The sequence below is a fragment of the Haemophilus parainfluenzae T3T1 genome, from assembly GCF_000210895.1.
Taxonomy (GTDB): domain Bacteria; phylum Pseudomonadota; class Gammaproteobacteria; order Enterobacterales; family Pasteurellaceae; genus Haemophilus_D; species Haemophilus_D parainfluenzae_A.
In genome coordinates this window covers 1444034-1469689 of sequence record NC_015964.1, presented here as the reverse complement: position 1 = coordinate 1469689, position 25656 = coordinate 1444034, and the positions used below count along the sequence as shown (strand labels likewise).

Sequence of the window (25656 nt, the reverse complement as noted above, 5' to 3'; positions counted from 1 at the left end):
ACTTTCTACATCATTAGAGAATATTTTTCTCACCACGGGAAAGGCTAATTAAGCCTGAACGAACAATCTCAAGTAATGTACTTTCTTCCTTCACAGCCTCAACAAAAGCATCTAATTTGTCTTTTGTACCTGTTAATTGAATTGTGTAGGATTTTGTTGTTACATCCACAATCTGACCACGGAAGATGTCGGCTAAACGTTTTAACTCATCACGCGATGAACCCGTTGCACGCACCTTCACTAGCAACACTTCACGCTCTACGTGATCATGTTCACTCAAATTGATGACTTTAAACACGTCCACTAATTTGTGAAGTTGCTTTTCAATTTGCTCAAGCACTTGCTCATCCCCCACCGCTTCAATCGTCATACGAGAAAGGGTTGGGTCGTCCGTAGGTGCCACGGTTAAGCTTTCAATATTAAATGCACGTTGGGAAAATAAGCCGACCACTCGAGATAATGCACCGGATTCATTTTCTAATAAAACAGATAAAATTCTACGCATTATTCATTCTCCTCTTGTGGTTTGCTTAAAATCATCTCATTCATCGCCCCGCCGCGAACTTGCATTGGGTAAACGTGTTCGGTTTCATCAACGTTAATATCAACAAAGACCAATTTATTTTTAATGCTGAAGGCTTCTTGTAATTTGCTTTCTAATTCATCAGGTGTCGAAATTTGAATTCCCACATGACCATAAGATTCGGCTAACTTCACGAAATCCGGTAAAGAATTCATATAAGTTTGAGAATGGCGGCCAGAGTAAATCAAATCCTGCCATTGTTTTACCATGCCTAAGAAGTGGTTGTTCAAACAAATTACCACAACAGGAATACCATATTGCGTTGCTGTTGAAAGCTCTTGGATATTCATTTGAATACTACCATCACCCGTTACACAAACCACGGTTGCTTCAGGATGCGCAAGTTTTACCCCTAATGCAGCCGGTAAACCGAAGCCCATGGTACCCGCACCACCTGAATTGATCCAACGACGCGGTAAATCAAACGGATAATGTAATGCGGCAAACATTTGGTGTTGCCCTACATCCGATGCCACATACGCTTGGCCTTTTGTGATGCGATATACGGCTTCCATCACTTGCTGTGGTTTGATGACGCCTGAAGTACGGTCGAAATCCAAGCATTTTTTCGCTTTCCATTCATCGATTTGTTTCCACCAATCTTCCAAGTGATTTTGCGGACGCGAACCAATTTCTTCACCTAATAAGCTTAAGAACTCATCCAATACATTTTTCGCGTTACCTACAATTGGAATCGCAACAGGGACGTTTTTAGAAATAGAGGTTGGGTCAATATCAATTTGAATCACTTTTGCATTCGGGCAATATTTATCTAAGTTATTAGTGGTACGGTCATCAAAACGAACCCCAACACCAAGAATTAAATCACTTTCATGCATCGCTGTATTGGCTTCATAAGTCCCGTGCATCCCAAGCATGCCTAAAAATTGTTTGTCCGTACTTGGGTACACGCCTAACCCCATTAATGATGAGGTGACCGGTAAATTTAAACGTTGTGCAAATTGCGTTAATTCTTCATGACAACCTGCCGCAATTGCCCCGCCACCCACGAATAAAACCGGTTTTTTAGCTACTAATAATGCTTTTAACGCTTTCTTAATTTGACCTTTATGACCATTTACCGTTGGATTATAAGAACGAAGCTCAACAGATTTTGGATATTCGTAAGGATATTTTAAAGTTGGATTTACGGTATCTTTTGGAATGTCTACGACAACGGGACCTGGACGGCCTGTTGATGCGATATAAAAGGCTTTTTTCAAGATCCCCGGAATGTCTTCTGCTTTTTTAACGATAAAGCTGTGTTTAACCACTGGGCGAGAAATCCCCACCATATCACATTCTTGGAACGCATCACGACCGATTAAGCTACTCATGACCTGACCTGAAATGATCACCATTGGTACTGAATCAGTATAAGCGGTCAAAATACCCGTAATCGCATTGGTTGCACCTGGTCCTGATGTCACTAACACACAACCTACTTTACCGGTCGCACGTGCATAACCATCTGCCATATGTACCGCAGCTTGCTCATGACGAACTAAAATATGCTCAATCCCACCAAGAGTATGGATTGCATCATAAATATCCAATACGGCACCGCCTGGATAACCAAATAAATACTCAACGCCTTCGTCACGCAAAGACTGAACCACCATTTCCGCACCGGATAATTTCTTCATATTTTACTCCTAAAACTGACCGCACTTTTATTTGTTACGATTCGTGTCAAAACAATGGAACCATCATACCGAAAGAAAACAACTTGTCTAGCATTGCAAAAGTCTAAAAAAACAAATTTAAAAGCATTAAAATCTAGCAAAGTTAAAAAATAAAGTTTTAAATAAAGATTAAAACGAAAAAACAAAGAGAATTGCATTTTTATATAGAGTTTTATAAAAATAAAAAAATTTTATTCTTTTGTTCAGAAATTTGAACTAGATCACATTTTAAATGTTGTTTTCTCTTATGAGTGGAGGGAAAAGAATCGATGACAAGAAAAAACCGCACTTGGAAACCCCAAAGTGCGGTTAGAATTTAAGAGGTTTTTAATTAGCCTTTATAGCGTTTGAACACTAAAGTCGCATTTGTACCACCGAAACCAAAGCTGTTTGACATGACAGTTTGTAAGCCTGCATTTTCTTTTGTTTCAGTCACGATATTGCAGCCTTCTGCCGCTTCGTCTAATTTTTCAATATTAATGCTTGGTGCAATGAAGTCATTGTGTAGCATTAATAAGGTATAGATTGCTTCGTGTGCACCAGCAGCACCTAAAGAGTGACCGGTCATTGATTTGGTTGAAGAAATCGCGGGGATTTTGTCACCAAATACATTTTTGATTGCACCTAATTCTTTCACGTCACCAACTGGTGTTGATGTACCGTGTACGTTGATATAATCAATTGGGGTATCTACCGTTGCCATTGCTTGTTTCATACAACGCTCTGCACCTTCACCACTTGGCGCTACCATGTCGTAACCATCAGAGGTTGCACCGTAGCCCACGATTTCTGCGTAGATTTTTGCGCCACGTGCTAATGCGTGTTCTAATTCTTCAACCACAACAACTGCGCCACCACCAGCGATAACGAAACCATCACGGTCTGCATCGTAAGCACGAGACGCTTTTTCTGGGGTATCATTATATTTAGTTGAAACCGCACCCATTGCATCGAATTCTGTTGCACATTCCCAAGATAATTCTTCCGCACCACCAGCGAAAACCACATCTTGTTTACCTAATTGGATTAATTCAACTGCGTGACCGATACAGTGTGCAGACGTTGCACAAGCAGAACTGATTGAGTAGTTCACACCGCGGATTTTGTAAGGGGTTGCTAAACAAGCTGACACACTTGATGCCATAGTTTTAGTTACTGCGTAAGGACCAATTGCTTTCACACCACGTGGACCACGCACTGCATCACAAGCGACTAATTGGTTGTGTGCAGAACCGGTACCTGCACCGATTACAAGACCGGTACGGTCATTTGAAACTTGATCTTCTGTTAAACCTGAATCTTCAATCGCTTCACGCATAGAAAGGTATGCATAAGCTGCCGCATCCCCCATAAAACGATACACTTTACGATCGATGTGCTCGCTTGGATCAAGTTTGATTGTGCCGGCAACATGGCTACGCATTTTCATTTCAATAAACTCAGGCACGACTTCAATACCAGATTTACCTGCTTTTAATGAAGCCAAAACTTCTTCTTTGTTGTTACCGATACTTGAAATAATACCAAAACCAGTAATTACAGCTCTTTTCATTCTTTATTCCTTATGAGTTAGGGGAAATTTAATTCAACTTACAGTTGTTAGCTGAACGCAATTTACTATGAAATGAAAATATTGCAAGCAATAATTCATTTGTTCGACCAGTTAAGTTTTAACCGACTCAAAATTTCCGTGCTATTATAAAAGAATTTGATAAGGCAAAAAAGGGCTAACACATGTTCACCATTCAGCACGCAAAAATTCATTTTAACGAAGAGAATACGCCTGTTTCGGATAAATTTGATGACGTGTATTTTTCTAATCAAGATGGCTTAGCGGAAACGCATTACGTGTTTTTAGAAGGCAATCAGTTGTGGGAACGTTGGGTTAATTATCAAGAAGTCCATTTTGTTATTGCTGAAACGGGGTTTGGCACAGGATTAAATTTCTTTGCAGTGACCTCGCTATTCCGTGAATTTCGTCAAAAATACCCAGATTCGCCTTTAAAACGCCTTTATTTTATCTCTTTTGAAAAATACCCTTTGCCACTTGATGCATTACAACAAGCCCATTTAGCCTATCCGCAATTTTCTCATCTCGCTCAGCATTTGCAACAGCATTGGCTTAATCCCGTTCAAGGTTGCTATCGTTTTCATTTTGATGAAAGCACGTTAGATCTTTGGTTTGGCGATGTCGCTGAAAATCTGCCACTGCTTGGCGATTATATGAATGGTAAAATTGATGCCTGGTTTTTAGATGGTTTTGCGCCGAGTAAAAACCCCGACATGTGGAATGAGCAGCTTTATCAGCAAATGTTTCGTTTTACCAAGCCACAAGGCACCTTTGCGACCTTTACTGCGGCAAGTGCGGTTAGAAAAGGCTTAGAAAATGCGGGCTTTAATATTAAGAAACGCAAAGGCTTTGGTAAAAAACGGGAATGTCTTTCTGGTCAAAAAACGCACGAAAAACTGACCGCACTTTCTACGCCCTGGTTTCATAGTCAGCCAGCCAATCTCAAAGAACAAGATATTGCCATTATTGGTGGCGGGATAGCCTCGCTTTGTACAGCCATTTCATTGGTTAAACGTGGGGCTAAAATCACAATTTATTGCGAAAATGAGCAAACTGCCCTGAATGCATCTGGCAATAAACAAGGCGCTTTTTATCCGCAACTGAGCGATGATAACGAGCGTAATATTCGTTTTTATATTCATGCCTTCGCCTATGGTCATCAATTTCTACAATGGGCAATTCAGCAACAAATCGAATTTGAACATGAGTTCTGTGGTGTTGCACTTTGTGCTTACAATGAGAAAACAGAAAGTAAATTAAATAAAATCGCTGAGCTGAATTTGCCTTCTGATTTATATCAGTCACTAAACCAAACTGAATTAAGTGAAAAAGTGGGCTTACCGTTACCTTTTGGTGGCGCTTTTATCCCTCAAGGCGCTTGGCTTGCACCTCGTCAGTTAGTTCAACACACTTTTGCCTTTTTAGAGAAACAATGTGTCCAGATTAAAACATCACAAAAAGTAACCGCACTTTCGCAAGCAGAAAATGGTTGGCAAATCACCACAGCTGAAAATAAAACGTTCAACCATGAAGTAGTTGTTTTGGCAAACGGGCATAAACTCACTGATTTTGAACAAACACAAAAACTCCCACTCTACCCTGTTCGCGGGCAAGTGAGCCAAATTCCGACATCGGAAAACTTACTTAAACTCAAAACCGTATTGTGCTATGACGGCTATCTGACTCCAGTCGATCAAGCGAAAGCCAGTCATTGTATTGGTGCAAGTCATGTTCGTGATAATGCGACTCGTGAATTTAGCCTAACTGAACAACAAGAAAACCAACAAAAAATTCAGCAAAATATACCTGAAGACTGGACAAAAGAAGTGGATACATCGGGCAATCTTGCTCGAATCGGGGTGCGTTGTTCGGTACGAGATCTCACCCCAATGATGGGGGCTGTTCCTCATTTTTCAGCGCAGCAAACACAATATCAAAACTTATTTAATTTACGCCGCCGTAAACAGCCAATAGAACAAGCCGAAAACTACCCAAACCTCTATTTAATCGGCGCATTAGGCTCACGAGGATTAACCTCTGCACCGTTTTTAGGAGAAACACTGGCTTCCTTAATTTATGGTGAGCCCTTACCGATGAGTGAAGATCTGATTCATAACTTAATGCCAAACCGCAGTTGGGTCAGACGCTGGTTGAAAGGTGCAGAGGTGAAATAAAAAAAGTGCGGTTAAAATCAACCGCACTTTTTCTTAATACAAGCTTAAACGTTGTAATCGCTGTCTGGCGATTTCTTTGATTTCATCCTTTTTCGCCGTATTCATAATTTCCAAATAAAGCAATTTAGCCAAACCAATATTCACTTGTGTCCCAATCCCTTCTTCATACAAACGAGCCAAACGGAATCGCCCCTCATTGCTACCCGCATTCGCGGCTTTTTGGAACCATTCAAAGGCTTTGGTGAATTCTTTCTGATTGGTATAAATTTCCCCTAATGTAAGCATGGCATCAGGATCTTTTGTCGCACTGGTTTCAAATAATTTAATCGCTTGAGCGGTATCTTGTTTTACATAGTTATTGCCGTTGAAATACATGACCGCCAAATTATTGATAGCTTTAATACTGCCTCGCTCAGCAGCTTCACTAAACCACCAATAAGCCAACTCTTTATTTTCATCCACTCCACGGCCTAAATTATAAAGCATCCCTAAATTGCTTTGCGCTTGTAAATTACCTTCCAACGCAAGAGGATACATAATTTCAAAAACGGCTTTCCAATCTTGTTTCTCAGCCAGTTTTTGCGCCAGATCCATTTTTTGCTGATCCGTCATTTGCGCTTTATCGACCAAATCAATGGTTTTCATCGCAAATGCTGAACTGCTTAAGGTAAGCGTGGCAAGGAGTAAAAGTTTGGCTAATGTCTTCATCTTATAATGTCGCTATCAATAAAATAATCAAAAAAATGGCGGATGTTCCGAATTCTATTAGACCGACTTGCTTAACCGAAAGTTTCTTGGTGGGTAAATAAATGGCACGAATTAACGCCAGCACAAAAGCAAGTGATAAGACATATTGTTGGGTAAATAAACAACCGAGCACGCAAAGCATATGGAAAATAATAGAGGCTTTGAGATAAAGCGGATTTTTACGTTCACGCATCATTGATTTGACGTAAAGCGTCGTGCCAATAAAAAATAAGCTTGGATACAGTGCTACCCACCAGATTTTTTCATCAAAAGTGCGGTCAGAAAAATAATAGGATCCCATACCTGCAAGGGCAAAAATCGCAATACCCGCTAAATCATTGAGAAGATTACGTTCATCTTTTTTCTTGGTGTAATAGATACTCACCAACACAAAAGGAAACATGGCTGCAATAAAGAAAAGAATTTGCCAGTTATAAAAAATGGCAGGAAGCGCAAATAAAAAAGCTGCGACACCATAGATGATTGTCCACTTTTTATATTCCGCCATATTTTTGCCTTTAAAGAGACTCAGCATTGGGTAACTCAGCAAATACATGGTGAACCAAGCTAACAGCAAAAAGAAATGCGCCCAAACAGGTGAAGCTAATAACATACCGTAAACAAAAGGCAATAATGCCATCACAATGGCGCCATATTGATTCGAAATCAGGAGTTTCATAGTTTCCTTTAGTTGATAAAAATTCTCAATTATTTTATCTCACAATTTCTTGATTTACAAAGTCTAAAACCACCTTTAGAATGGAATTATCTTCATCAAAAAGGAGCTATTATGTCGATTCAACGCATTCAACCAAGCAAACGCTTTTCTGAAGTGGTCATTCATAACAATACTGCCTATTTTGCAGGCCAAGTACCGGAAAAAACCGTTAAGCAAAATGCTTACGAGCAAACCAAAGAAGTTCTTTCACTGATCGATAAATTATTGGCTGAAATTGGTTCTGAAAAAGGTAAAATTCTTACCACGCAAATTTTCCTTGCTGATATGGCAGATTATGCTCAACTTAACCAAGCATGGGATGAATGGGTCGATAGTCAAAATCCACCAAGCCGAGCAACAGTAGAAGCGAAACTTGCAGATCCTGATTGGAAAGTTGAAATCGTTATTATTGCAGCCGTGTAAACACAGCTTTTTCAAAATGTGATCAACCGCAAAGAAAATTTTTCGATTTTCCTTTACACTAGACACTGAATTCAAAAGAAGGAGTAATGTATGCAATCATGGATACCAGAAATATGGCAAGCCGCTGTGATTGGGCTTGTGGTTGGCGTAATCTTAGGCTATTTGCTGTTACGTTTAACAAAAGGTTCAGTCAAAAAACAAGTTCAAACCGAAGCTGAACTAAAAGAAGTAAAAACACAATTAAGCGATAAACAAGCACAACTTGAAAAACATTTCGCGGAAAGTGCTGAATTATTTAAAACCTTAATTGGTGATTATCAAAAACTCTATCGTCACTATGCCGTTTCATCTGAAACCTTACTTGGTAATAAACCCGCCGACAAAGGTTTATTTACCCAGCAATTAGTGACTGCCTCATCAGAAAGCAAATCTGAAGAGCCACCGCGTGATTATTCTGAAGGTTCATCTGGCTTATTAAAAACAGATAAAGAAAACCAATAATGATTAATCGTTGAACAATAAAAAAATCAGGGATTAAATACTTAATCCCTGATTTTTTATTAGTGATTACTCAATACTTGAGCCGGTTGTAATTTTGCTGCCCGACTGGCTGGATAAAGACTGGCGAGTAAACTCAATACCAATGCCGCCACGAGAACTAATACAACATCGAACCAATGTAATTCGCTTGGTAAGAAATCAACGAAATAGATACCATCTGATAACAGTTTTTTACCAAGTAATGCCTCGATGCCTTGAATAATCGGCGTGAGATTCAGTGCGAGTACGACACCTAATACGATACCAATCAAACACCCTTTCATTCCTGCAAGCAAGCCATACCAAATAAAGATCTGCTTAATAAAACCATTATTCGCCCCCAGGGTTCGCATAATCGCGATATCACCTTGCTTATCTTTTACCGCCATAATTAAGGTTGAAACGATATTAAAACACGCCACCCCAATTACAAGCACCATGGCGATATACATTACCGTACGGATAAGCTGAATATCACGATACATATAGCCAAATTTTGCCACCCAGTTTTGGATATAAAGCAGTTGAGGATAATCATTCAGCATCGAATAATCCATTTCTTGTACTTTGAATGGATCATCAATTTTCAATTCAACACCGGTAATTTGATCTTCGCGATACCCCATTAACTCTTGCGCTTGAGGTAATGCCAGTAAGGCATAACTGTGGTCTAACTGACCATCTAAACGTAAAATAGCGGTCACTTGAACACGCTCACGATTAGGTTGAGCCATTTGATCTTCGCCATTCGGTTGAGAGATTAATAACGACACCCAATCGCCTGCTTTGACATCTAACTCTTTGGCAATACCAGAGCCCAGCACCAATCCGCCTTCTTCTGCGAATTTTTGCCAGCCATCACCTTCCACAAACTGACCAAGAGAGCTCACTTGATCTTCAGCTTGCTTATCGACCCCTTTCACTTGTACAACTTTAAGTTTATTGCCATTTTCGACTAAGGCAGTAAAACTCACAAAAGGTGAAAGTGCGGTAATTTTTTTGTTCGTTTTTAGACGTTCCGCAAGGTTCTGCCAATGGTTTAATGTGGCTTCATTGGCATGTGGATTTACCATGATTTCCGTATGTGGCACGACAGCCAAAATACGTGAATTCAACTCACGCTCAAAACCATTCATCGCACTTAATCCCACAATCAATACTGCCACACCAAGGGCGATACCGATAGCAGAGAATTTTGAAATTAACGCCACCAACGGATTCTTTTGCTTACCCCGTTGATAACGCCAACTAATGAAAAAAGGCGTACTCATTATGCACCTTCCTTCAAAATGCCATCTTGCATCGTTAAACAACGAGACAGTTTTTGTGCTAATGACATATCATGTGTCACCAATAAAAACGCAATATTTTGTTCCGCATTCAAGGTTTGAATCAACTCAAAAATACTTTCTGTAGTTTTATGATCCAAGTTCCCGGTTGGTTCATCGGCTAAGACGAGAGCGGGATTATTCACCAATGCACGAGCAATTGCCACACGTTGACGTTCACCACCTGAAAGAGCAGATGGACGATGGGTAATGCGATGACTTAAGCCTACTGCACCCAATATTTTTTCAGCACGATCTTTTGCTTCTGTTTTATTCTGACGACCAATTAACATCGGCATCATCACATTTTCTAACGCGGTAAAATCCGCCATTAAATGGTGAAATTGATACACAAAACCTAGATTTTGGTTGCGTAATTTGGCCAATTCACTTTCAGACGCTTTTTGCAAAGATTGCCCTTTAATAAAGACTTCCCCACTACTTGGCTGATCTAAACCACCCAAAGTGTGTAATAAAGTACTTTTTCCCGAACCAGAACTCCCCACAATCGCCACTAATTCTTGTGGTTTCATGGCAAAGCTTACGCCTTTTAATACTTGGGTTTGGTTCTCGCCTTCTTGGTAAAATTTATTAATATTTTGGCATTCTAATAAGTAGTTATTCATATTTTACTCATAACGTAATGCTTCCGCCGGCTCTGTTTTTGCCGCGCGATAAGCGGGATAAATGGTTGATAATAAAGATAACAATAAAGAAAAGGCAATCACAATAATGACTTGCACAGGCTCAATGGATGTTGGCAAGAAAACACCGTTCGGATTGACCGCCCTTAAAATTGCCCCAAGGTTCAAGGTGATTAATACGCCCAGTACGGCACCAATCAACGTGCCCACTAGCCCAACCAATAAACCTTGATAAATAAAGATCGAACGTACTTGTGATTTAGTCACACCTTGCGTTTGCAAAATGGCGATTTCCCCTTGTTTATCTACCACCATTAAACTTAATGAGGTCACAATATTGGAAATCGCAACAACGATAATTAAACTAATCAACAAGCCCATCATATTTTTTTCCATACGAACCGCTTGGAAAAACTCCCCTTTTTGGACACGCCAATCGCTGATATGGCTATCTTTAAAATAGGTTGGTAATTCTGTGATTTGGAAAGGATCATCTAGGAATAAACGATAGCCTTGTGCCTCACCTGGTTGAATACGCATTAGGCGACCAATATCGGCTAAATTAGCAAAAACTTCATAACCTGACGCTTCGCCATAATCATAGTAAAGCTCACTCACCGTAAATAAACGCTGCATCGGCACGCGACCAAATGGGGTATATTGGCTATTTTCCGTGATCATTAAGCGAACTTTATCGCCCACCGCTAAGCCTAATTTTTGTGCCAATTTATCGCCCATAATTAACTTAAACTCACCTTGCGGTAAAAGTTGGTTAAACTGGCTAGGATCGATGTCCTCTAATAAAGGATCATCTGAAAAAGACTGAATACCAATCACTTGTCCTGCGCTCACGCCTTTTGCCGTTTGAAACACAACATTTGTGGTATTAATCGGCACAGCTTTTTGCACAAAGTGCGGTGTATTTTCAAGCGGTTTTTCTGCCGAAATAGGCGCTTCTTGACTAACAATCGCGTGTGGAATGCTCGAAAGCACCTGTTGTTTTTGATAGCCTTCTAATCCATTCATGACAGAAAGCACAATAATCAATGCCATCACACCCAGTACGATGCCAAAGCTTGCCAAATTAGCAACAAGTCGCCCAAAACGATCGGCGCTTTTTGCACGCCAATATCGCAGAGCGACGTATAAAGAAATAGGTAAATTCATTATTTTTGATTTAATTGTTGAACGAAATCTTCGATATTTTGCATCATTTTTTTCGTTAGCGTGGTTACCGCACTATCACTCGCCCAAGCAATATGAGGTGTGATAATTAAATTCGGCATCGTTTTCGCTAATTCAATCAGTGGATTGTTTTTCTCTGGTGGTTCTTTCACTAACACATCTAATGCGGCACCACCTAATTGTCCTGATTTTAATGCGTCACAAACCGCTTGCTCATCAATCAATGGACCACGACCAGTATTGATTAAATACGCACCTTTCTTACAAAGTGACAAGGTTTCTTGATTGATTAAATTTTTAGTTGTTTCAGTCAATGCACAATGCAATGTCAGAATATCAGCCTGTTTTAGCACCTCTTCAAAAGGCGTGTAACCTTCACGACAAGTTGTCGCGTTTTGATGTTCAGCATACAGGACTTTCATGCCTAAAAGTTCTGCTAAACGCCCTACTTCTGTACCTAAACAGCCTTTTCCAAACACGCCTAACGTTGAACCTTTAACATCTGTAATGGGATAATCAAAGTAGCAGAACTGTTTACTCTCAGTCCATTTGCCAGTGATTTGATCACGCTGCCAACCAGCCAAGCTGTGTTTTAACGCAAAAATCATCCCCAATACGTGCTCAGGTACAGTCGTGACAGAATAACCCGTCACATTTTTAACCGTCACACCCAATTCTTTTGCTGCGTCTAAATCTACGTTATCGGTGCCTGTTGCGGTGAGAGCAATGAGTTTTAATTTCGGTAATTGTTGCAATACCTCGCGGCTTAAAATCACTTTATTGGTGATAATAATATCCGCGTCTTTTGCTCGCTCAATGGTTTGCTCTGCGGAAGTATATTTATACTCTACCCAGTTATGCGGAAAGCTTGGACGAGGAATAGAAATATGTTTTGGAATTGCGGTGCTGTCTAAAAATACGATATTCATTGTTTTCTCCTTTTAATAGAACAAAAGTGCGGTCAAAAACAATGCTTTTTTCAACCGCACTTCTCAATTAGATAGACGTATCCAATTCAGGGAAAGACTTCACTAAATCATCAATGGCTTTCATCTGTGAGACAAAACCTTCTAATGCCGAAAGTGGCAATGCAGAAGGGCCATCACATTTTGCTTGATTTGGATTTGGATGCGCTTCTAAGAATAAGCCTGCAATGCCAATTGCTAAACCAGAACGGGCTAATTCGGTCACTTGTTCACGACGACCGCCTGAAGCAGCACCAAACGGATCACGGCATTGTAATGAATGAGTCACGTCAAAAATAATTGGGCTGCCTTTCGACACTTTTTTCATTACGCCGAAGCCTAACATATCCACTACTAAATTATCGTAACCGAAGTTTGAACCGCGATCACAAAGGATAATTTTATCGTTACCACATTCTTCAAATTTATCCACGATATTACCCATTTGACCTGGGCTTAAGAATTGTGGTTTTTTCACGTTAATTACCGCACCGGTTTTTGCCATAGCTTCGACTAAATCAGTTTGACGAGCTAAGAATGCCGGTAACTGAATCACATCCACCACATCAGCAACAGGCTGACATTGATAAATTTCGTGCACATCGGTAATCACTTTCACACCAAAGGTTTCTTTTATCTCTTGGAAAATTTTTAAACCTTCTTCCATGCCTGGACCACGGTAAGAATGAATTGAAGAACGGTTAGCTTTATCGAAAGATGCTTTAAAAATATAAGGAACGCCCAACTTTTCAGTCACTTTTACGTAAGCTTCACAAACTTGCATTGCCATATCGCGACTTTCAAGCACGTTCATCCCGCCGAAAAGCACAAAGGGTTTGTCATTTGCGACATCAATATTGCCAATTTTTACAATTTTATTTTGCATAATATTTCCTTTTTAATGGATGGACTTGGCATCTTTCAATGCTTCGCCTTTCAGTTCTAAAAGTTGAGTTTTTAACAGAGAAGAAGTGGGATCATTCGGACATTGATCAACAAAATATTCCAAATCCTCAATGGCTGAAGGATAAGCGCCCATTTGCGCCAACACTAAGCCACGATCGCGAATATCGTAAGGATCTTTTCTTCCCGCTAACAAGAATTGGATATAATTAAAAGCCAAATCGTTTTGTTCTTCACGAATTAAGGCATTTTTGGCGAGCTGGCGAAAACGTGCGGTAAGCATCGGAATATCTGCTCGAGCTAAATCTTCAGGTTGAATTGTAGCCCCAAAACCAAAGGCGCCTTCATAGAGTTTTTTCAATTCATCCACTGAAATATATTTTCCACTCCAAGGATCAATAAACGCCACTTCACCATCGACTTCTGCACGTAAAATCAGTTGCGTCGGGAAATTCACGGGATAAATCGGCAATTTTAAACTTGCGGCGAGATAAAGTACTAAAGCGCCAAGACTCACTGGCATGCCTTCACGTTCTTCTAAAATATACGGAAGGTATAAATTACGAGCATAGAAATAATTATCCGCATCGCAATGAAAGCCCCAATCACCGTAAAATAGCTGTAATAATTGGTGAATTTTAGCTTTATCATCCCATTCTTCAGGAATAGCTTGGCGAGCTTTACGCACTAAACTTCCCACGAGCCCTCTTATACGAGGCTCATCAATTTGCTCTTTCTCACAAATGCTCAGATAAAAATGAGTTAGCTCAGTATATAAGACTTTTTGATCGTATTTCATTACCGCTTCCAATATCCCAACGTTACGCGCTCATTGTCGCCATAATCCCGTATGGTTGCAACCCCTTGCCAATGATTTTGCCAGAAAATTGACCGCACTTCTTCGCCCTGTTTCCAACCGTGTTCTAACAATAAATAACCACCATCATTTAAATGTCCTGGTGCATACTCAATAAGATGACGTAAATCAGCTAAACCGTTTTCGCCCGCCACCAACGCCGAACGAGGCTCGAAACGCACATCACCTTGGAAAAGATGCTCATCGGTTTCATCAATATAAGGCGGATTACTGACGATAATATCAAACTGCACTTCAACATGTTCAAACCAACGACTCTGCAAAAATTGCACCTTAAGCTGATTTTTTTCGGCATTGGATTGTGCTAACTCGACGACTTCTGGCATTAAATCCACACCGATGACATCTAATTGAATATTCTTTTTTTGACAAATAGGAGAAAGCTCAGAAGCCAACGCCAACGCAATGGCGCCAGTGCCGGTTCCAAGATCGAGAATACGAAAGTGCGGTGGATTTTCTTCCAGTTTTTCTAACGCAATTTGCAATGCTTTTTCTACGAGAATTTCAGTATCGGGGCGAGGAATTAATGTTCCTTCAGACACATTTAAAGACAAGGACCAGAATTCTTTTTCGCCGAGGATATAAGCGATAGGTTCGCCTTTTAAACGACGATCTAAAAGTGCGGTCAATTTTAACCGCACTTTTTCATCAATTTCCGTTTCATCGAAAGCTAAAATTTGTGTTCTCGATTTACCCGTTGCGTGTTGCAATAGCACTAACGCATCAACTTTACCATTCTCTGTCGGATTTACCTGATTTAAGGCTTGCGCAGCATCGGCAAGCCATTGTTGATAGGTCATTAATTATTCTCAGATAACGCCGCTAATTGATCCGCTTGATATTCAGTGATAATCGGCTGAATAAGCTCGTCAATTTTGCCGTTCATCACTTCATCTAAGCGATAGAGCGTTAAGTTGATACGGTGATCCGTTACACGACCTTGTGGGTAGTTATAAGTGCGAATTTTATCAGAACGATCGCCTGAACCTAATAAGTTACGGCGGGTATCTGCTTGCTCTGCCGCTTGACGTTCTTGCTCCGCTTGAACAATACGTGAAGCCAAGACAGACATCGCTTTGGCTTTGTTTTTATGTTGTGAACGCTCATCTTGACATTCCACCACAATACCCGTTGGAATGTGGGTAATACGTACCGCAGAATCAGTCGTATTAACGTGCTGACCACCTGCACCAGATGAACGGTAGGTATCAATACGTAAATCTGCAGGATTGATTTCCGGCATTTCAGATTCAGGCAATTCAGGCATAACCGCAACAGTACAAGCAGAGGTATGAATACGACCTTGGCTTTCTGTTTTTGGTACACGTTGTACACGGTGGCCGCCTGATTCAAATTTTAACTGACCATATACGCCATCACCGCTTACTTTAACGATGACTTCTTTATAACCGCCCTGCTCGCTTTCATTTGCGCTGAGCATTTCAACACGCCAGCGTTTACTTTCTGCATAACGGCTGTACATACGGAATAAATCACCGGCAAAGATACCCGCTTCATCCCCACCTGTACCCGCACGAATTTCTAAATAGCAGTTATATTCATCATTTGGATCTTTCGGCAATAAAAGAATTTGAAGTTGTTGTTCCACGTCTTCAATTTCGACTTTGGATTCTTCAATTTCCATTTCTGCCATTTCTTTCATTTCAGGATCATCTAACATCAACTCTGCTTCAGCAATGTTAGAATTAAGCTGATTCCAACGATTAAAACATTTCACCACATCTTCAAGTTGTGAATATTCTTTAGAATACGCACGGAATTTATCCTGATCCGAAATCACCGACGCATCGCCTAGCAATGCCTCTAATTCTTCATAACGTTCTTTTAAACTTTCAAGTTTTGCAATAATAGAATCTTTCATATTTTTATAAAGTTAAAGCCAAAAATAAAATCGGCCTATTCTAGCCGATTTTAAGGAAAATTGACAGACGCAAAATCTGCCTAAAAATGACCGCGCTTTAGATGCGAGTAACATCAAATTTCGCTAAATCAATTCGATCTTCAGTGCCATAAAATTGAGCCAATGCATGACGCAAGGTTTCTGCGCGTTTTGGTAAGCCTTTTTCTGCATAGGTTTTTACTTGTTCATATACCGCTTGCTTAAATGGTTGCGTATCTCCTGGATTGCCATTCAAATTATCCGCACTCGCAAAATAGCGGAATCCTGCCGCTGTGGCTAAAATCCATTCCAACGCTTGAGGCTTCACTTCGACCTTTTCAAAATCACGCTGACGTGCTTCAGAACGACCATCTGGCTCATACCAATAGCCAAAATCTTCTAATTTACGGCGCTCTTTCCCCGCCACTAACCAATGGGCAATTTCATGTAATGCACTGCTGTAAAAGCCTCTCGCAAAGTAAATCGCGTTATAAGGCACATCATCATTTGCAGGAATGTAAATCGGCTCATCCCCACCTTTAACCAATCGCGTATTATATTCTTCTTCAAAACATTGATTAAAAATCGCAATGATGTCCTCAAGTTTATGTTCCATGCTTTCTCCAAATATTTTTATCAATAAAGCCTCTTAAAAGGTTTGAGAATTATCTCATTTTTAATGTTTTTCACAAAATCTGGTTGAATAATAAAAAAGGAGATATCCTCGCTTGGATAATACATTCGGCAAACGGATAGAATAATGAAGCAAAAGCTATCTGAAAGAATTTTTTAGACGGTCTTGGGAAAACAACAACGAATATTGGATTTTTTATCCCAATACTCGCTGACTATCCGATCTATAACTTATTCTGAAGTGTTCGTGTATCAAAATCTATCAGAAAAGGTTTTCTAGCCTTGTGTAAATCATGAAACATATCGGTAAAAGAAGAGTTACACTTAAATGTGTATCTTTTTAATTTAAATTTAACCGGTTGGCAATTTACTTGATCACTGTTACCACATAATTGAACCATGCCTTTAGTTTCTTTGTTTTCACTCTCTCTTCCAATTTCAACCAACACGACTTCTCCCAGTTCATTTTTACAATCAATCCCACTTCCAGGGAGTTGTAGTAAATGTTTTTGAAGAATATGATCGGTATCAACAAAATGAACATCTGCCTGTACTTCATCTAAGCTATTATTAATAGAGTAATTTTTAAATTCTACTTCATAATCATAAGAAGCACAGGAAGTCAGAAACATGACAATAAAAAGAAGTGAAGAATTAGATCTCAACATTTTTTAATTCCTTTAATAAGATATCAGAAGCAGATTTTTTCTTTTCCAAAAATTTTGTATCAACATTGCATTTACTTTTCTGTGATAAGTACCAGACTATGCTGACAATATTGCTATTTAGATATTAGCTCAACGATTACATACGGTGGCGATCAAATCACGTATTTTACTGTATTAAATAAAAAAGGTGAGCCAAAATGCTCACCTTCTAAAGGCCTCCTCTGCTTTGGATGTGGGTCAGTTGTCCGGCGACATCGTAGCCGTATTCGCGCCGGCTGCGGTTGTGGATTTGCTGCAGGATTCTGCCCATAGGGTCGTATTGTGTTTGTTGGCGGATATGTTTGCCAGAGGCACGTTCGGTTTCACGGTGTAGTTTGCAAAAAGCCGTCTGAAAACCCGATATGATTTCAGACGACCTTTTTATCGTTTCGTTTCTATTTTACTTTTGAAGCTCTTCCAATTCTTTTTCACCAAAGCGGACTTGACCTTTATCTTCACACTTGAGTAGCCGCTAAACGTATCTTCCCGAAAAATAGGATTGCCGTTCTCATCCCTCTTGGCCTGACCTATTCGGCAGGCAGAAGTTCTCCTCGACTGATTGGTTTTCATGACCGATAAAGTTATCAAAGCCGTATTTTCCTAATAATATTAGTAATAAGCAGTATTGTTGATTTCATAACGTTGATGGAGCTTAGCATCTGGCAATACAAATTTTTGTCCATCTTTTTGAAGATACGCTTCGGTTAATTCAAAATGATCATCAAATTTCAATTTCAACGTGGCAAACTGATTTATTAAAGGTGTACTGATATTGTGCGCTTGATTCCTTCCGGGGAACGCCTGTTGAAATATCTTGTATAACCCGTTTAGTCGGGCATCATCGTATATGATTTTATAATCATTCTGTTCTTGTTCTTCAGTCTTAAATGGATGCAATCTGATGCCCCACCGATTACCCGTTTCTTTGTCTATTAACCATATCCTGATGTAAGTTGGCATCGCCTTCATTGCCTTCTTCTCTTCTTCTATCCTCTCCTTACCGATGGCCGTCCAGCGCTCCGTATTAGCGAATTCCATATAATATTCGCCATTCCATTCTCCTCCATCCACTTCAACTTCCAAATTCCATGGATATTTTGTTTGCATTTGTTTATACCATTCTGCACTGACCTTTTTGGATCCAGCTATATAAGTGTGATAGAAATCGGGGTGTTCTTTACTTACTCTATCTAAGTATTCAGCCCTTCTTTTAGGGTCATGATAAAACTCAACATCGTAATACCACATTTCATTAAAGTGGTGTTTAGCAGCCTCTTCTAAAGAAGGTACAATTTCTCTTGCTTGCCAGGACATTAATTCCTTATGAATAAAAGTGCTGGTCAAATTCAACGTAACCCAACCACCAGGAGCAACAGCTAATTCAAAATTATTGGGAGATTCATATCGCGGAGTTTCAGTATCCTCTACTGCATTATTAAATACCCTGTAACTTTTTGCCATCATAGGACGTATCTTGTCTGTAGGAAGAGCTTCGTCCAGCTGATAAAATTTATTTTCAAACTGGGATAAATAGGTAAAAGTTAACCTTTCGGGAAGTAAATCAAACTCTGCCGTTCTTCCTAAGTATCCTCCTCGCCCCCAGATAGAGCCTGTACCAAAGAAGTTTCGCAAGACCGTTCCGTTCTGCAAATAAAAATCAGAACTGTACTTATTAGATACGTCTACCGCATATGCTCCCAACGTCAAATATGAAGAATTTTCCGGTGTGGCGTTAACCAATATAGCCTCCGCCATCTTAACACCCCAAGCCATGCCTTTTGCCTGTTCGGGATTGCCGTTGCCTTCAATCATTCTATTTAATCCTATGTTTGCCAATACAATGCTGAGGTAACCTGCTGCTACTATTCCTAAAAGGATATTTGTTTTCTTGTGTTTCATTCAGACGGCCTTTTGACTATCTTATTGATTCCAATAAAGATACGAATTAATGATATCAATCCAGTATCCGTAAATTACCCAGACATTGAGCAGAATGAAAACAACTGCACAATATTTCCAATGACGGTTTTGATACATTCTGATAATGCAGTAGGCATTGACTATCAAAAAGAATGCGTATTTGCCAATTTCCTCCCAAAGCACCTGAAGACTTAATATCATATATTCCATATTACCAACCATTTAAATTTTTCTAGGTTCCTAATCGTTAAATTCAAAAGAATTCTCTCCGTTTTTACATAGATATCTAAATTATTTACATTTTTAATGATAACCCATATATCTACCTTTGATAATAATTATAGAATATGCAATGCTACCAGACAATAAGGTGTGCGGAAATAAAAAGGTTCAACGAATATTACCGTAAAGCCTGTGAGCGCATTGGTGAATTAGAATTAAAAAAATTGGCATAATAATTAATTTTGACATAAAAGCCGTCTGAAATTTCAGACGGCTTTTTATGGCAAAGTGCGGTCAGATTTTTAGATGTTTTTTCAAATTCAATTCAAAATTAAACCGCTTGTTTGATCTAAATGGATAAAAGCTATTTCGGCGGACGCTGCAGGAGCAGACACGGTCGCGGTGCATCAGGGGAAGTTGTCGTCTTCGGCATTCTGAAACGTAACGGACGGGTCTATATCGTTGCCGTAGATAATGCCAAGTCCGATGCTTTGCCTGTTATCAAACAGAAAATCATGCCGGACTGCATTGTTTACATGGATAGCCTGAGCAGCTATGACAAGCCGGGCGTCAGCGGTTTTATCCATCACCACTTCAACCATTCCAAAGCGCTTGCAGACCATCAGAACCACATCAACGGGATTGAGAATTTTGGAATCAGGCAAAATGCGTCTTGCAAAAATACAACGGAATCGATCGCAAATCTTTCCCGCTTTTCTTGAAAGAATGCGAATTTCGATTTAACTTCGGCACACCGTCTCAACAGCTTAAAATCCTGCGGGATTGGTGTGGAATTTAGAGCTAATCTAGTACAGCCCCTACTTAAATATATAAAGCTGCAATATTTGCTAAATTTGTCTACTTTCGTCTGCTTTTAACATGCGTAAAAACTTCTTTCTAGATAACTTGATAGGAGAATTTATAGCTATTCCCCATTGTAGAAAAAACTAAAAAATATTATATAAAATATAAAATAACTAATTGTATAAATAAAAATAAGATTTAGAGTTTGCAAGATAATTTTTCTTATTATTTCCCTTTTGCTTCTTAAAGTAAAAAATATTTGTGTTATAAAAAATAAAATTGGGACATACATTATAATTAAATCATCTCCATGTATCACCCATAAAAAATAAAACCATAGCCTTTTAATACCAAATATTTCAGAGAAGCAAAAAAAAAGATAATATTAAAGTATACAGAATGATAAAGATATTAGAGTATAATATACTACCAGACAGTTTTTTATAAAAAAATTCATTCTTCAATCCTAGATTATTTAATGTTTTTGTAAGCTTTTTTGGCATCAGAAGTAAAATCTTGGCAATTATTGGACACAACATGATATGTGTTATTCCCATATTTTTTCCAATAACTACTCCGTCATGTCGATTTGAACTCTTAGGTAAAACCACCCTCATTTCTTCCACTTGATTTACTGCTTTTTTCATTTTCAAATCATCATAATGTTTTCCTGAGCATTTATATTTGGCAATTATTTTAGGGCTGTTTCAGAAAATGGCCCTGTAGTTGTAAATCCAATATTTGTACCATCATCAAAGAAAATATGTTCATGGAAGATGCCCAAATCTAAACCGGTCCAACCTGAAGTTCTAAAATCAAATGGCATACCATTCAATGGTCGCGTACATATGCGCGCAAGGTCTAAAGTAATCTGGACATTTTGCCACCTCTTTAATCTTCGGTGCTGATGCAGCTTAGGCTTCTTCTCGGTATTTTTATGACAGGGACAGCCGTCTTGTAGAGACTAACTTTTGTTATCGCCTGAGGAGGATGTATTTTAGGTCGTCTGAAAGTTTTTCAGACGACCTTTTTGAAAGTTGGGTGTTCAACTTAGTCTATGTTTGCTTACTGACTAATAGGAATACCAAACCACAGTTCATATGAAGCTAAACCAATCCAGTCGATATTTGCATTTTCATCTGAGCGAATAGTTTTTCCGGAGCTATACTCGCCCGTCTTAAATAAAATGGGCTCCAAGAAATATGATTTGAAATTACAGCTCATCTTCAGATTATCAATCTGCATGCACAACTTCTGTATGAACGGGCTTTGAACAAAAGATTTTGTTGTAATCTTTTGAATCTTTTTATCGAATGCCGAATACCTGCCGCCCAACAAAGTATTTTCCTTAAGCGCTTTCTCAACCGACTTTCTTGATGTCTCGCTGCTGCTCCAGTTTAACTGTATTTCATACAATTTATTTTTATCGATTTGCGCAATGGAGTACTTAATGGCATTAATGAGCTGATCTTCAGTCAACCGATGAACCGCCCCTTCTGAGTCTGATGCTCGATAATGTCTAAAATTCAGAACATATTTTCCAGGCATGATTTCCCAATGTATCACATTGGAAACGGTAATATTATCATCCATTGTAAATTGAATAGTCTTCTCACAACCCTCGTTAATAGTGCGGGTACAAGCATTAGCATCGGCAAAAACAATGGCAATAAAACATGTAAAAAGAAATTTTTTAATTAACATGAACATTTCCCCTTAGGTAAAATCCAATAATCCTCACCGTACGTACTTACATATGGATAACTATACTCACTATTGCTATCAGTAACAACAGCGACGTGACTATCTGATAGCACAGATTTATCTATTACTGATATTGCAGAACAAAGTGGATTTCATAGCGATACCGCCTTGCGTCAGCACTTCTTGAAAAAACATAAGATTTCACCGAATCGCTGGCGTAAGCAGTTTCAAATTGAGGATGTTTAGATCTTTTTATTTTAAAGTGCGGTCAGATTTTTAGATGTTTTTGCAAATTCAATTCAAAATTAAAACCGCTTGTTTGATCTAAACTCAGTCTATTCCTCTTCCTCTCCCTATCAAAAAGTTTGATAAGCGTTTGAAATAAAAAAGGTGAGCTAAAATGCTCACCTTCTAAACAAATATTTCTCAATTATCAATTAGCCAAATACTTTTTCCAAGTGTGCTTGGTAGTCTGCTAAGTATTGTTCTACTTGTGGATTCTTGATCACATCGTTACATAAGAATGTCGGCAGACGGGTCAAGCCGATGAACTCATTGAGTTTGTGGAAGTGCATATATAAAGCATCCACGCCTTTGCCTTCGAAGAAATCGCCTTCACGAGTAAACGCTTCAATCGGCGCATTCCAAGTAAGCGAAAGCATGTGTTTTTTACCTTGCAACAAGCCACCTGTGCCATAGCCTTCGGTTGGATTGACACGATGGCGGCCATCACTGTGGTAAAGCTTGCCGTGTCCAGCGGTTAATACTTCGTCTATGTATTTTTTCACTGTCCAAGGTTCGTGCATCCACCAACCTGGCATCTGCCAAATCACGGCATCCATCCACAAGAATTTTTCGATTTCTGCCTCAACATCATAGCCGGCATCAATCACGGTTTCTTTTACATTGTGTCCAAGTGCGGTCAAAACTTCTTTCGCTTTTTTATGAAGTGTGTGGTTTAACTCACCATGCGAATGTCCGAAATCTTTACCACCATCTAATAATAAAATATTCATTTTTTCTCCTTTAGCTGATAATTTACCGATTACTAAGCACTTTACTAATGCAACAATTTAACCAATCAATAAGCGCCAACTATTAAATACACTACTCAAATTCGAGAGTTTGATAGAAGTTAAAAGCGCAATAAAAAAGCCTTGAAGTCATTATTTTCAAGGCTTTAAAGTCTTTCATAGGACTTGATAGGTTTATTTTGTGGTGGAGCTGGCGGGAGTTGAACCCGCGTCCGAAATTACTCTACCTTCAGTACTACACGTTTAGTCTCGTCTTTAATTTCACTTAAGCATGCGGACAGACACGCTAAACTTAAGCTAGTTTGATTCAATTTAGTGCTTCGATCCTCAAACGGTGGCTTCCACACGATCTCGTTTTGATTTGACTCCGCTTTATCCCCGTCTTACGAGCGGAAGCTGGGGAGCGAAGGCTATGAGCAGGTTATTAAGCTGCTAAAGCGTATTGTTCGTCGTTTGCGACTATTTTTTTGCGGTTTATTTACGAGGCCTACCGCACCTCGACGTGCACCTTGGGCTTCGCTAATCCCGTCGAATCCAGAATCAGCCCCAAAATCGTTCGGCAGTTTATCAAAAAATCCAAGAAAGGAAAAGAAGCTATTTATTAACCAGAGAAGTTAGGGTAAAATTTTGCCACTTTTTTATAAGGAATCGAATAATGAAAACATTAAAATCTCTGACCGCACTTTCATTAGGTGCATTATGTTTAGCATTTAACACACAAGTTATTGCAAAAGAAGCAATACCTGCAAAAGCATCACAAGCAACTCAACAAGTGGCAAAAGCGAGTGATAACATCGACAAATACCTTGCCATCAATATTGGTAATCGTGAAATGGTGGTTGACGAAAATGGCCAAGCATTAAGTGCATTCAAACATGAAATCACTAACATTGGTCAAAAACCAATCAAAAATATTCAATGGGTGGGCGTATATGTGAATAACCGTAAAGTTATTTACAGCCAAGATATGCAAATCAATTTAGAAACCCCATTACAACCGGGTAAATCCATCAATATTAATTTACAAATTCCGTTTGTTCAATTGGCTGAAGATGCACGTAAAGTCTTTATGAACCAACAAGAAAAAATTGATGTTTATCCTATTGAACGCGTTATCCTGTTTGGTGATAAAACCGTTCTCTCAGATCGTTAATTTTCTTATCTAGCCCACGTAATGTGGGCTTTTTAATAACTGTATGGTTGAACAGTTATTTTCTTTTCGATATACTAAAAACACGCCTAATTTTGACCGCACTTACCGCATGAATTCCACCCGAAAAATCATTCACATTGATATGGATTGCTTTTATGCCTCTGTTGAAATCCGTGAAAATCCAACGCTACAGGGAAAACCTGTCGCAGTAGGTGGTAGTTCTCGACAACGTGGTGTGCTTACCACCTGTAATTATGAAGCACGAAAATTTGGGCTACACAGTGCAATGCCAACAGCACAAGCCATCAAAAAATGCCCTAATCTGATTTTAGTGCCTGTTAATATGCCACTTTATAAACAGGTATCCGCACAAATTCATCAGATCTTTCAGCGCTATACGTCTATCATTGAGCCACTTTCCTTAGATGAAGCTTATTTAGATGTCACGGATTGTACACAATGTTCAGGATCCGCCACCTGGATCGCACAAGAAATTCGTCAAGCCATTTTTGATGAGTTAAAACTGACTGCCTCTGCCGGTGTGGCGCCCCTTAAATTTCTCGCCAAAATTGCCTCCGATATGAATAAACCGAACGGACAATTTGTGATTCAACCTCATGAAGTTGAACAGTTTGTAAAAACGCTACCATTGAAGAAAATCCCAGGTGTGGGCAAAGTCACCTCTGAACGTTTATTGAAAATGGGGTTAGAAACTTGTGAAGATGTGCAAAAACTCGATCAATCTATTCTGTTGAATATCTTCGGGAAAATGGGCAAGCGAATTTGGGATTTTAGCCATGGCATTGATGAGCGAGAAATCCAAGCACATCGAGAAAGAAAATCTATCGGTGTAGAACGCACTTTATCCGAAAATATTCGTCATCTCGAACAAGGTATAGCATTGCTAGATAATCTCTATGCCGAGCTTATTCGTCGCATTGAACGGAGCGCGCCGAATATCCCTTTAACAGCTTTTCGCAAAATTGGGGTGAAATTAAAGTTTGAAGATTTTCAGGTGACGACCTTAGAAAAGACAGGATTACCTTTATCAATAAAAAGCTTTCAGCAATTACTGGAACAAATTTGGCAACGTAGCCAGGGGAAGTCTATTCGTCTTGTGGGATTACACGTGACGTTACCGGAAGAAAACCATTTAGAACAAATGAGCTTGTGGTAAAACACAAAGGAAAATGACCGCACTTTTATTCATTCTATCTTAATGAGATGTGAAAAAACA

At 39.3% G+C, this 25656-nt stretch carries 24 protein-coding genes, 1 other RNA gene and 2 pseudogenes; 7 read left to right on the top strand and 20 right to left on the bottom strand.

The annotated features are described in order from the left end of the window. Positions 1 to 13 precede the first annotated feature (13 nt). The 3 genes from ilvN to fabB form a co-directional block, all read right to left on the bottom strand. Complete coding sequence (ilvN, locus tag PARA_RS07405) at positions 14 to 505, bottom strand: acetolactate synthase small subunit (RefSeq protein WP_014065217.1); 492 nt, start codon at positions 503 to 505, stop codon at positions 14 to 16. Further along, positions 505 to 2229 (bottom strand): acetolactate synthase 3 large subunit, encoded by a 1725-nt coding sequence (locus PARA_RS07400; RefSeq protein ID WP_014065216.1) that lies wholly within the window; start codon positions 2227 to 2229, stop codon positions 505 to 507. Before PARA_RS07400 ends, ilvN begins: the two co-directional genes overlap by 1 nt. Before the next feature lie 370 nt (positions 2230 to 2599). Continuing rightward, on the bottom strand, positions 2600 to 3820 hold the full coding sequence (fabB, locus tag PARA_RS07395; protein WP_014065214.1) for a beta-ketoacyl-ACP synthase I: 1221 nt from the start codon (positions 3818 to 3820) through the stop codon (positions 2600 to 2602). A gap of 182 nt (positions 3821 to 4002) precedes the next feature. Between fabB and mnmC the strand changes: the two genes are divergently transcribed. Beyond that, positions 4003 to 6012 carry a bifunctional tRNA (5-methylaminomethyl-2-thiouridine)(34)-methyltransferase MnmD/FAD-dependent 5-carboxymethylaminomethyl-2-thiouridine(34) oxidoreductase MnmC gene (mnmC, locus tag PARA_RS07390; protein ID WP_014065213.1) on the top strand — a complete coding sequence of 670 codons (2010 nt, stop codon included), beginning with the start codon at positions 4003 to 4005 and terminating at the stop codon, positions 6010 to 6012. A 33-nt stretch (positions 6013 to 6045) separates the two neighbouring features. Here the strand turns inward: mnmC and PARA_RS07385 are convergent, their stop codons facing one another. Together PARA_RS07385 and PARA_RS07380 are read right to left on the bottom strand one after the other, a co-directional pair. Beyond that, positions 6046 to 6720: a tetratricopeptide repeat protein gene (locus PARA_RS07385; RefSeq protein ID WP_014065212.1), complete on the bottom strand. Its 675-nt coding sequence runs from the start codon at positions 6718 to 6720 to the stop codon at positions 6046 to 6048. A 1-nt stretch (position 6721) separates the two neighbouring features. Further along, on the bottom strand, positions 6722 to 7438 hold the full coding sequence (locus PARA_RS07380) for a YwiC-like family protein (protein ID WP_014065211.1): 717 nt from the start codon (positions 7436 to 7438) through the stop codon (positions 6722 to 6724). Positions 7439 to 7549: 111 nt separating this feature from the next. On the opposite strand from PARA_RS07380, the gene PARA_RS07375 reads away from it, so the two are divergent. Continuing rightward, the gene (locus PARA_RS07375; RefSeq protein ID WP_014065210.1) at positions 7550 to 7900 is read left to right on the top strand and encodes a RidA family protein; all 351 of its coding nucleotides are present in this window, start codon (positions 7550 to 7552) and stop codon (positions 7898 to 7900) included. A 90-nt stretch (positions 7901 to 7990) separates the two neighbouring features. Next, positions 7991 to 8401 (top strand): YhcB family protein, encoded by a 411-nt coding sequence (locus PARA_RS07370; protein WP_014065209.1) that lies wholly within the window; start codon positions 7991 to 7993, stop codon positions 8399 to 8401. Positions 8402 to 8460: 59 nt separating this feature from the next. Here the strand turns inward: PARA_RS07370 and lolE are convergent, their stop codons facing one another. The 11 genes from lolE to PARA_RS07310 all read right to left on the bottom strand — a co-directional run bounded on the left by lolE (position 8461) and on the right by PARA_RS07310 (position 19481). Beyond that, positions 8461 to 9711 (bottom strand): lipoprotein-releasing ABC transporter permease subunit LolE, encoded by a 1251-nt coding sequence (lolE, locus tag PARA_RS07365; RefSeq protein ID WP_014065208.1) that lies wholly within the window; start codon positions 9709 to 9711, stop codon positions 8461 to 8463. Further along, complete coding sequence (lolD, locus tag PARA_RS07360; protein WP_014065207.1) at positions 9711 to 10394, bottom strand: lipoprotein-releasing ABC transporter ATP-binding protein LolD; 684 nt, start codon at positions 10392 to 10394, stop codon at positions 9711 to 9713. Before lolD ends, lolE begins: the two co-directional genes overlap by 1 nt. Positions 10395 to 10397: 3 nt before the next feature. Next, positions 10398 to 11579 (bottom strand): lipoprotein-releasing ABC transporter permease subunit, encoded by a 1182-nt coding sequence (locus tag PARA_RS07355; protein ID WP_014065206.1) that lies wholly within the window; start codon positions 11577 to 11579, stop codon positions 10398 to 10400. Next, positions 11579 to 12526: a 2-hydroxyacid dehydrogenase gene (locus PARA_RS07350; protein WP_014065205.1), complete on the bottom strand. Its 948-nt coding sequence runs from the start codon at positions 12524 to 12526 to the stop codon at positions 11579 to 11581. The genes PARA_RS07355 and PARA_RS07350 overlap by 1 nt, the downstream gene beginning before the upstream one ends. Before the next feature lie 67 nt (positions 12527 to 12593). Beyond that, complete coding sequence (gene kdsA, locus PARA_RS07345; protein WP_014065204.1) at positions 12594 to 13448, bottom strand: 3-deoxy-8-phosphooctulonate synthase; 855 nt, start codon at positions 13446 to 13448, stop codon at positions 12594 to 12596. Between the two features lie 12 nt (positions 13449 to 13460). After that, the gene (locus PARA_RS07340) at positions 13461 to 14264 is read right to left on the bottom strand and encodes a SirB1 family protein (RefSeq protein ID WP_014065203.1); all 804 of its coding nucleotides are present in this window, start codon (positions 14262 to 14264) and stop codon (positions 13461 to 13463) included. Beyond that, positions 14264 to 15142, bottom strand: a complete 879-nt coding sequence (gene prmC, locus PARA_RS07335; protein ID WP_014065202.1) for a peptide chain release factor N(5)-glutamine methyltransferase — start codon at positions 15140 to 15142, stop codon at positions 14264 to 14266. Before prmC ends, PARA_RS07340 begins: the two co-directional genes overlap by 1 nt. After that, positions 15142 to 16224, bottom strand: a complete 1083-nt coding sequence (gene prfA, locus PARA_RS07330) for a peptide chain release factor 1 (protein ID WP_014065201.1) — start codon at positions 16222 to 16224, stop codon at positions 15142 to 15144. The genes prmC and prfA overlap by 1 nt, the downstream gene beginning before the upstream one ends. A gap of 97 nt (positions 16225 to 16321) precedes the next feature. Beyond that, the gene (locus PARA_RS07325) at positions 16322 to 16858 is read right to left on the bottom strand and encodes an elongation factor P hydroxylase (RefSeq protein ID WP_014065200.1); all 537 of its coding nucleotides are present in this window, start codon (positions 16856 to 16858) and stop codon (positions 16322 to 16324) included. Between the two features lie 241 nt (positions 16859 to 17099). After that, a complete protein-coding gene (locus tag PARA_RS07320) occupies positions 17100 to 17543 on the bottom strand; it encodes a hypothetical protein (RefSeq protein ID WP_014065199.1) in 444 nt (147 codons plus the stop codon). A gap of 648 nt (positions 17544 to 18191) precedes the next feature. Continuing rightward, positions 18192 to 19481: a DUF2931 family protein gene (locus tag PARA_RS07310; RefSeq protein WP_014065198.1), complete on the bottom strand. Its 1290-nt coding sequence runs from the start codon at positions 19479 to 19481 to the stop codon at positions 18192 to 18194. A 599-nt stretch (positions 19482 to 20080) separates the two neighbouring features. Here PARA_RS07310 and PARA_RS10330 point away from each other — a divergent pair. Beyond that, positions 20081 to 20523 (top strand): annotated as a pseudogene (locus PARA_RS10330) (IS1595 family transposase); the annotation flags it as partial. 696 nt (positions 20524 to 21219) lie between these two features. Here the strand turns inward: PARA_RS10330 and PARA_RS10495 are convergent. Next, on the bottom strand, positions 21220 to 21354 hold the full coding sequence (locus tag PARA_RS10495; RefSeq protein ID WP_014065196.1) for a hypothetical protein: 135 nt from the start codon (positions 21352 to 21354) through the stop codon (positions 21220 to 21222). A 239-nt stretch (positions 21355 to 21593) separates the two neighbouring features. Then, positions 21594 to 22232 (bottom strand): hypothetical protein, encoded by a 639-nt coding sequence (locus PARA_RS07290; protein ID WP_014065195.1) that lies wholly within the window; start codon positions 22230 to 22232, stop codon positions 21594 to 21596. Between the two features lie 99 nt (positions 22233 to 22331). On the opposite strand from PARA_RS07290, the pseudogene PARA_RS10510 reads away from it, so the two are divergent. Continuing rightward, a pseudogene (locus PARA_RS10510) lies at positions 22332 to 22478 on the top strand (helix-turn-helix domain-containing protein); the annotation flags it as partial. 191 nt (positions 22479 to 22669) lie between these two features. Here the strand turns inward: PARA_RS10510 and PARA_RS07285 are convergent. Next, entirely contained in the window at positions 22670 to 23248 is a 579-nt protein-coding gene (locus PARA_RS07285) for an NAD(P)H-dependent oxidoreductase (protein WP_014065194.1), read from the bottom strand. 200 nt (positions 23249 to 23448) lie between these two features. Continuing rightward, positions 23449 to 23814: a transfer-messenger RNA gene (ssrA, locus tag PARA_RS10320) on the bottom strand. Between the two features lie 107 nt (positions 23815 to 23921). Between ssrA and PARA_RS07280 the strand changes: the two genes are divergently transcribed. Together PARA_RS07280 and dinB are read left to right on the top strand one after the other, a co-directional pair. Beyond that, the gene (locus PARA_RS07280) at positions 23922 to 24419 is read left to right on the top strand and encodes a hypothetical protein (protein ID WP_014065192.1); all 498 of its coding nucleotides are present in this window, start codon (positions 23922 to 23924) and stop codon (positions 24417 to 24419) included. Between the two features lie 109 nt (positions 24420 to 24528). Then, positions 24529 to 25596: a DNA polymerase IV gene (gene dinB / locus PARA_RS07275; protein WP_041918257.1), complete on the top strand. Its 1068-nt coding sequence runs from the start codon at positions 24529 to 24531 to the stop codon at positions 25594 to 25596. Positions 25597 to 25656 lie beyond the last annotated feature (60 nt).

What these genes read in the sequence shown, in the direction of transcription:
- PARA_RS07355 (WP_014065206.1), bottom strand. Translation starts at nt 11,579, where the DNA reads ATGAATTTACCTATTTCTTTATACGTCGCTCTGCGATATTGGCGTGCA.
- PARA_RS07290 (WP_014065195.1), bottom strand. Translation starts at nt 22,232, where the DNA reads ATGTTAATTAAAAAATTTCTTTTTACATGTTTTATTGCCATTGTTTTT.
- lolD (WP_014065207.1), bottom strand. Translation starts at nt 10,394, where the DNA reads ATGAATAACTACTTATTAGAATGCCAAAATATTAATAAATTTTACCAA.
- PARA_RS07325 (WP_014065200.1), bottom strand. Translation starts at nt 16,858, where the DNA reads ATGGAACATAAACTTGAGGACATCATTGCGATTTTTAATCAATGTTTT.
- fabB (WP_014065214.1), bottom strand. Translation starts at nt 3,820, where the DNA reads ATGAAAAGAGCTGTAATTACTGGTTTTGGTATTATTTCAAGTATCGGT.
- PARA_RS07385 (WP_014065212.1), bottom strand. Translation starts at nt 6,720, where the DNA reads ATGAAGACATTAGCCAAACTTTTACTCCTTGCCACGCTTACCTTAAGC.
- PARA_RS07380 (WP_014065211.1), bottom strand. Translation starts at nt 7,438, where the DNA reads ATGAAACTCCTGATTTCGAATCAATATGGCGCCATTGTGATGGCATTA.
- PARA_RS07285 (WP_014065194.1), bottom strand. Translation starts at nt 23,248, where the DNA reads ATGAATATTTTATTATTAGATGGTGGTAAAGATTTCGGACATTCGCAT.
- PARA_RS10495 (WP_014065196.1), bottom strand. Translation starts at nt 21,354, where the DNA reads ATGCCATTTGATTTTAGAACTTCAGGTTGGACCGGTTTAGATTTGGGC.
- ilvN (WP_014065217.1), bottom strand. Translation starts at nt 505, where the DNA reads ATGCGTAGAATTTTATCTGTTTTATTAGAAAATGAATCCGGTGCATTA.
- PARA_RS07350 (WP_014065205.1), bottom strand. Translation starts at nt 12,526, where the DNA reads ATGAATATCGTATTTTTAGACAGCACCGCAATTCCAAAACATATTTCT.
- PARA_RS07340 (WP_014065203.1), bottom strand. Translation starts at nt 14,264, where the DNA reads ATGAAATACGATCAAAAAGTCTTATATACTGAGCTAACTCATTTTTAT.
- PARA_RS07280 (WP_014065192.1), top strand. Translation starts at nt 23,922, where the DNA reads ATGAAAACATTAAAATCTCTGACCGCACTTTCATTAGGTGCATTATGT.
- mnmC (WP_014065213.1), top strand. Translation starts at nt 4,003, where the DNA reads ATGTTCACCATTCAGCACGCAAAAATTCATTTTAACGAAGAGAATACG.
- PARA_RS07375 (WP_014065210.1), top strand. Translation starts at nt 7,550, where the DNA reads ATGTCGATTCAACGCATTCAACCAAGCAAACGCTTTTCTGAAGTGGTC.
- PARA_RS07370 (WP_014065209.1), top strand. Translation starts at nt 7,991, where the DNA reads ATGCAATCATGGATACCAGAAATATGGCAAGCCGCTGTGATTGGGCTT.
- prmC (WP_014065202.1), bottom strand. Translation starts at nt 15,142, where the DNA reads ATGACCTATCAACAATGGCTTGCCGATGCTGCGCAAGCCTTAAATCAG.
- lolE (WP_014065208.1), bottom strand. Translation starts at nt 9,711, where the DNA reads ATGAGTACGCCTTTTTTCATTAGTTGGCGTTATCAACGGGGTAAGCAA.
- prfA (WP_014065201.1), bottom strand. Translation starts at nt 16,224, where the DNA reads ATGAAAGATTCTATTATTGCAAAACTTGAAAGTTTAAAAGAACGTTAT.
- kdsA (WP_014065204.1), bottom strand. Translation starts at nt 13,448, where the DNA reads ATGCAAAATAAAATTGTAAAAATTGGCAATATTGATGTCGCAAATGAC.
- PARA_RS07320 (WP_014065199.1), bottom strand. Translation starts at nt 17,543, where the DNA reads ATGTTGAGATCTAATTCTTCACTTCTTTTTATTGTCATGTTTCTGACT.
- PARA_RS07400 (WP_014065216.1), bottom strand. Translation starts at nt 2,229, where the DNA reads ATGAAGAAATTATCCGGTGCGGAAATGGTGGTTCAGTCTTTGCGTGAC.
- dinB (WP_041918257.1), top strand. Translation starts at nt 24,529, where the DNA reads ATGAATTCCACCCGAAAAATCATTCACATTGATATGGATTGCTTTTAT.
- PARA_RS07310 (WP_014065198.1), bottom strand. Translation starts at nt 19,481, where the DNA reads ATGAAACACAAGAAAACAAATATCCTTTTAGGAATAGTAGCAGCAGGT.